Below are 6,329 nucleotides of genomic sequence, written 5' to 3' on the forward strand. Positions count from 1 at the left end.
CGGCAGGCGGGGCCGCCGTGCGGGGATGATGTGCTGAAAGGTTAATGACGCGGCCGGAGGGGAGCCCCCGGGCAACCGGCCACAGTCCCGGCCTCGTCGCCGTAGCCGGTCGCGGTGGCAGCGATCCGGCGGCCGCGCGCTATGCAGAGCTGCACTCCCTCTGCCACTGCGCCAGCGTCGACTCCGGCCTGGTCCGGTACTCCGGCGGGAGCCGCTGGGGGATAGCCGCTGAGTAGACCGCGCCGACCTCCACGTCCTCGATGCGCACCGGCTGCGACTTCCGCACCTGCTGTGCTCCGGTCCATCGTGCCTGGGTGGGGCCGCCCGGACGGGCCAGGTCCGTCCGGTGTGTTCCTGCCCAGTGCTCTCCAGCCGGGCGGCAGCCGCGGGCGCTTCCTGTCTGCTTGTGTCGGCCTGCCGGACCGGGAGGGGAAACTGGCTCCGGAAGAGCCGAAGGGATGGAGGACACGTGGGTGATGCTCTTGGGCGGGTCGTGCCGGCGGGTGACGCGAGGCCGGCCGCGGTTGCCGGAGGTGGTGGTGTGCGGCCGGTGCGGTCGCGTGTCAGGCACGGGAGTCCGTCGTGTGCGAGCTACGGGTGTGTGCGGCCGGAGTGCAGGGCGGCGGCGCGCCGTGACCGGGCCCGGCGGAACCGGGAGCTTCGTGCGGGGCGTCCGGCCAGGATTCCCGCATCCGAGACTGCCGCGCACGCTGTGAGGCTGCGGAACGCCGGGTGGTCGGCCGGTGACATCGCGGCAGTGTCGGGGGTGTCGGTCACGCTGGTGCGCCGTCTCCTGAGGCTGCCCGCGGACCAGCAGCCGCCCATTCACCGCACCACGGCCGAAGCGGTCCTGGGCGTCCCCCTGGCCGGCATGTCGGGGCGGCTTCGCCATCCGGGGCTGGTGCCGGCCACTACCAGTGCCGGGTGTCTGCGCGAGCTTGCGGAGCGGGGCTGGCCGGCCAGTTTCCTGGCGGCCCGCCTGGGCACGTCCACCCAGACCATCGCCGCCGTCCGCAATGGCAAGCGTCCCCGTATCGCCCTCGCACTCGATCAGGCGATCCAGCACTTCCACCGGCACCTGGTGGAGAGCATTCCCGCTGAATACGGCATAGCCGCCCACCGCAGCCGCAGAGCCACCACAGCCGCCCACCAGCGCGCCCAGCCCCCTGCGCCATCTCCTCACACCGCCACCAGCTGAACCCAGTGAAGCGCAGCCGGGATGGCATAGTGGGACATACAGGGTGCCGGGCGCGGGGCCCTATGCCCGCGACGGCGCGCCCGGCCCCCCGAGGAGGGCTTTTTTTCATTCCGCGCTTTCGCTGGGCCTTCCCCAGCCAGGCTGCATGATCACGTGACTTTCGGTTCGGATGGTCGTCGGTCGGCCGTGGGGAAGTGTCAGTCCCGGCCGCGGATCGTGTCGGATGAACGGTGGCCGCTGGTCAAGCCGTTGCTGCCCGAGCTGGTGCTGAGGCGGGTGGAGGGTCCGTCCTCGGGTGCCGGACCGGCGGGCCTTGTGCGGGATCTTGTTCGTTCTGCCCACCGTGATCCGATGGGGTGCCTGCCGCAGGAGAGGGGCTTCGGTTCCGGGATGTCCTGCTGGCGGCGTCTGGCCGCATGGAACGAGGTCGGCGTGTAGCACCAGCTGCACCTGGTGCTGCTGAAGCTGCGGATAGCCCAGAGACTGCACTGGTGGCGGGCGGTGACCGGCTCCTCCCGTGTCAAGGCCGCTCGGCGCAGAAGCGTCCGCAGCCCGGTTGGCCGTGTATGGCCGGGCAGCAGGTACCGCCTGATCGGCGACGACGGCCAGGGCATTTCCGCTGGCGGTGACGCTGGTCGGCGGGAACCGCAGCGGCGTCACCCAGCTGATGCTGCTCCTGCGGCATGTCCCGCCGGTCTTCGGCTCTGGTAGGTCGGCCCCGCAGACGGCCCGAAACGCTTCTGGCCGACCGCGGCTACGACCGCGACACATACCGCCGCTGGCCTGGGCGACCGGGGTCAAGCCCGTGATCGCCCGCCGTGGAGTCCCGCAACGGGGCACCCCCGGCTCGGGAGTTGGCATGACTGTCTTCCCTGTCGAACGGTGTCGACGGCCGTGTAGTTCTGGCTCTTCGGCGCTTTCCCGTGAAGTGAGCTCGTCAGTGCGTCAGGAGGATGCGTCTCGCAGGAGGCCGAAGTCCTTGCGAAGCCCGTTGGCGAAGGTGCGAATCTCCTTGACCTTGGACTCGTCGGCTTGGACGAGCCAGCCGCCAAGCCGGTGCCCGTCAAGGCGGCGGAGGATGGTGGCGAAGCTGCGGGCCAGGCGGCAGGCTTCGGCGATTTCCGGGCAGCGGCCGCACACGTCTTTGAGTTCCCGGCGGGCCTGGTCGCTCTGGTTCTCCGGGCGGCCGGTGATCCACCGGGCGACATCGGCCACCGCAGGCGGTGGCGGCGGCACTGCCCGCGGACCGTTGTGCCGGGCCTGGGTGCTGAGGAACCGCCGGACGCTCTTGGGAAGGCGCGGCGGCCGAGGGGGGTGCTGCCGGTGACGAAACCAACGAGTGTCCCGGCGAGCAGGGCCCAGGCCGCCGTCGCCCACATGTAGCGCTCACCGCCGGTCAGGACCCACTGCTGCCAGGCGCTGCCTCGTCTTGGCCTGTCCGGCGTTCTGCCTGCGCAGCCGCTTGAGCTGCTCACGCTCTTGTGTGGTGAGCTCGCAGGGGCGTCCCTCGTCCCCGGCCGGCCTCGGCCTGGCGGTGCCAGCCGCGCAAGGGCTCGAGCTGAGGCCGAGATCCCGGGCGCCAGCGGTGACTGCCTTCCCCGAGGAGTGTCCCATCTGGCGCTACTTCCTCTGCAACCTCAGATCCCGGTTTCCACGTGTCCAAGACCCCAACGGGGCGGCGCCTGGGACTGTTCGCTCAGGCACAGGGCTCCGCCGTCGTGCCCCCTCGGCGGCTGTACAAGGGCTGTCACGCAAGTCGCTGTGACACGCTCTGAGCTGCGCGGATCGCTCCGCAGGTGACGTCTCCTGAGCATCGGCTCATGTGTGTCGGCCGGGTCATAGCGACCTTGTCCGGGCATGACCACGATCAAGCGCGCGGGCTGCAACGGCACCAAGACAGCCGGGGGATGCCTTCCAGCCGTGCGTACCGCATGCCCTATTGGGGTGCCAGAACGTAACGAAAGTGCTGCCGGGCAGTTAGCAGGGGGTCCGCAACTGTGCGGACACGAGCACAAGCTAGGGACAGACATGTTCAAGAAGATCGTTGCGTCGTCGGCGTTGGCTGCCTCCGTCCTCGGGCTGGGCGTAGCCCTGGCTCCCCAGGCCATGGCCGTCAACAACGACGAGACGAATGCGGTCACCGGAAACGGGGCAACTGAGGTCTACGGGAACGCCGCGACGCACGGCAACTACAGCCCCCAGATGAGCCTTATCCAGGGCTCTCTGAACAATCCTTGTGTCGGCGTGCCGCTGAGGAACGTCGGTGGTATCGCCGGCCTCGTCGGTGTCCAGGTCCCGGACATCCTGACGAGCTCGCAGTACCAGACGTGTGTAGAGAACTCCAGCCAGACCGACGGCGACGACCCGCTCTCGGACGTCCTGAGCGAGATCGCGCTCCTGGCCGGTAACGGCACGGACAACTAACCCGCTTCGGTAGCATCTCGGACGGTAGTCGCGAGATCACGCTGCTTCGAGGGGGGCTTGCATGTACACGGCGAGCCCCCCTCGTGCCCTCGGTGAGGCAGAGGACAAGGCCTGGGTGAGGGCTGAAGCCAGCGGATGGCTACGTGGCAACCCGGTCGGCCACTGCCGGTGCTGGTTAGGCCAGGCCACACGCTGTCGAGTGCATTCGACTTCGCAGGAGTTACATTCATGCCCGCCCTCGAGGTGACACGGAGTTTTCGGTTTGCCTTGGACCCCACCGAGGCACAGCGGGAAAGTTTCCTCAAGTCCGCCGGTGCATGCCGGTGGGCATATAACTACGCTCTCGAGAAGAAGACACGGTCCCACCAAGCGTGGGTCTCCCGGCGTGATTCGCTGATCGCCAAGGGCATGAGCAGACCACAGTGGAAGGCCCAGCTGCGGCGAGAGACTGCAGACCTGAAGGCGTCATGCGCTGCCTGGGACCACCACCGCAGGGCTCTCATCCGCATGGCGCGCTCCGCTGAACCGGAGGTGGCGGTTGCGCCACAGGAACCGGCGGATCTTGTGGCGCGGCTAGCTCGTGAACGTGAGGAAGCTCGGCCTGGCGGTTCGGGAGAGGAGTACGCCCGAGCCTTGGCCCGGGCACGCCGGATGGTCGCGCGTCACAAGGAAGAGCTCTTCGCGCGAGGAGACCAGATTCCTAACCAGCATGACATGGCGGCAATGTGGCGCACCGAGCGTGACCTCCCCAAGGAACAGGGGGGCACACCGTGGTGGAACGAAGTCAACGTCTATTGCTTCACTTCCGGCTTCGACCGCGCCCAGGCAGCGTGGAACAATTGGATGACCTCGGCCAGCGGCGAGCGTGGCGGCCGCAGGGTGGGCTATCCCCGCTTCAAGAAGAAGGGCGGCTGCCTAGACAGCTTCACGCTGTACCACGATGTCCAAAAGCCCAGGATTAGGCTGGACGGATACCGCCATCTGATCATCCCCACGACTGGCCGGATCAGAATCCACGGCTCGGCCAAGCGTCTTGCCCGCCTCGTCGCCCTCGGAGAGGCGCGCGTCCAGTCAGTCACTGTCACCCGACGCGCACACCGCTGGTACGCCAGCGTCTCTTGCAAGATCACCCAACGGTTTCCCGCGGAGCCAACCCTCCGCCAGCGTGCCGGAGGGACCGTGGGGGTAGATCTCGGCTCCCGCTATCTGGCTGTTCTCTCTAATGGCCCCGGGACAGCAGGTGGAAGGGAGAGCGTCATCCCTCATCCCCAATTCCTTCTGCGTGACCTTCCGCGGATCAACTGCATCAACCGCCGTATGAGGAGAATGCAGCCAGGATCCCGGGAGTACAGGCGGCTGTCTGCCCGCGCGGCCAGGCGCCATCACCTTGTCGCCCTGCGCCGGGCGGGAACACTGCACGACATCACCAAAAGGCTTTCCCGGGGCTACGCCTGCATTGCCGTCGAGGACTTCGACCTGGTCAGTCTTGTTACCTCTGCTAAGGGAAGCCGGTCCAGACCCGGCACCAAGGTGAAAGTGAAGTCCCTCTTCAATCGCCGCCTCCTGGACGCCTCTATCGGAGAGTTCCGTCGGCAGCTCGCCTACAAATGCCCGCAGTATGGGTCGAGGCTGATCAAAATCGATCGCGGTGAACCAGTCGCCACCACATGTTCCCGGTGCGGCGACCGGAACCCGAACGCCAAGCCCTCCCAAGAAAAATTCACCTGCCCCTCCTGCCGTTACACCGCAGATCGTCATGCGAATGCAGCCGCTTGCATTTACATGGCCGCACTGCGTAAGATGTCAGCCGTCGCCTCGGGTAGCGGGGAGACATAAAACGCTCGCAGAGCTTTGGTAAATCCTCGCGACCTACGGGATTACGAGGTTCGTGGCGATGAAGCGAGAAGACACGAGAGTGCCACCCCCGGAGAGCGATCTCTGGGCGTCCCTCAACCAAGACGGTGGGTGTCCACCCGATCGGCGAATCGGACGACCTCAGCAGTGCGTCGTGAACCCAGCACTGTAGCAACGATGTGACAGTCGTGAGCCCGACAGCCTTTGCCTCCATCCGGCCGGAGCCATCGGCATCCTCGTCATGGCTTCGCGTGCCTGACCGCCCATCAAGATCAAAAAAATAGGAATCCCTGGCCGGCCTCCGTCGCCTTCACCGCGGGCACGCTCATCGCCCCAGCTACAGCGCCGCTTGGTGAGTCAAACCGTGGTCCCCTGGTGGTCCGGCACGCCCGCCGACAAGCCCGCCGCGGCCCTGGCGCAGGAACCCGCCACAGCCGCGTCGCCGAACGGGGAAACCGATCCGGTACATCCGAAGCTCACGGCCGCTCCGATGCGCACCGGAGCGCTCGGCCCGGACGAGATCAAGGCGGCTGTGGGGAAGACTGGTCCGCCGCCGACGCTGACCAGCAGGACTGCGGCGGTCCGGATGCCGGGCATTGAGACATCCGATCGGTCTATGGCGTCAAGCCGGGACTGGCGGTGGGGTGGGGAAGGCCGTGTTCTCGTCGTAGTTCTGGCGTGTGATGAGGCAGTGAGCCTTTTCAGCGGTGAGTTTGCAGGGTGAGGATGGCTCTGGCGATTGACGTGAGTTTGTTGGGGCTGAGGCGGGCTTTGCGGAGGATGCGCCAGGTCTTGATGCGGGCGATGGTTCTCTCGACGGGCCAGCGGAGGCGGGAGTGGGCCCGGTTGACGG

The 6,329-nt window shown here is 67.3% G+C and carries 5 protein-coding genes; 3 read left to right on the plus strand and 2 right to left on the minus strand.

Annotated features, from left to right (window positions below):
- The first annotated feature begins 766 nt into the window (after nucleotides 1-766).
- On the plus strand, nucleotides 767-1,198 hold the full coding sequence (locus IF89_RS0133880) for a hypothetical protein (protein WP_158718058.1): 432 nt from the start codon (nucleotides 767-769) through the stop codon (nucleotides 1,196-1,198).
- A 945-nt stretch (nucleotides 1,199-2,143) separates the two neighbouring features.
- Here the strand turns inward: IF89_RS0133880 and IF89_RS0133885 are convergent.
- Nucleotides 2,144-2,413: a hypothetical protein gene (locus tag IF89_RS0133885; RefSeq protein WP_030776403.1), complete on the minus strand. Its 270-nt coding sequence runs from the start codon at nucleotides 2,411-2,413 to the stop codon at nucleotides 2,144-2,146.
- Between the two features lie 813 nt (nucleotides 2,414-3,226).
- Between IF89_RS0133885 and IF89_RS0133890 the strand changes: the two genes are divergently transcribed.
- Together IF89_RS0133890 and IF89_RS43315 are read left to right on the plus strand one after the other, a co-directional pair.
- Nucleotides 3,227-3,622: a rodlin gene (locus IF89_RS0133890; RefSeq protein ID WP_030776405.1), complete on the plus strand. Its 396-nt coding sequence runs from the start codon at nucleotides 3,227-3,229 to the stop codon at nucleotides 3,620-3,622.
- 228 nt (nucleotides 3,623-3,850) lie between these two features.
- Entirely contained in the window at nucleotides 3,851-5,458 is a 1,608-nt protein-coding gene (locus tag IF89_RS43315) for an RNA-guided endonuclease InsQ/TnpB family protein (RefSeq protein WP_158718059.1), read from the plus strand.
- A gap of 719 nt (nucleotides 5,459-6,177) precedes the next feature.
- On the opposite strand, the gene IF89_RS49205 is transcribed toward IF89_RS43315, so the two are convergent.
- The coding region (locus IF89_RS49205; RefSeq protein ID WP_324605398.1) for a transposase family protein at nucleotides 6,178-6,329 on the minus strand (152 nt) is incomplete at its 5' end.

This window comes from Streptomyces sp. NRRL F-2664 (assembly GCF_000719345.1).
GTDB lineage: Bacteria > Actinomycetota > Actinomycetes > Streptomycetales > Streptomycetaceae > Streptomyces.

What these genes read in the sequence shown, in the direction of transcription:
- IF89_RS0133890 (WP_030776405.1), top strand. Translation starts at nt 3,227, where the DNA reads ATGTTCAAGAAGATCGTTGCGTCGTCGGCGTTGGCTGCCTCCGTCCTC.
- IF89_RS43315 (WP_158718059.1), top strand. Translation starts at nt 3,851, where the DNA reads ATGCCCGCCCTCGAGGTGACACGGAGTTTTCGGTTTGCCTTGGACCCC.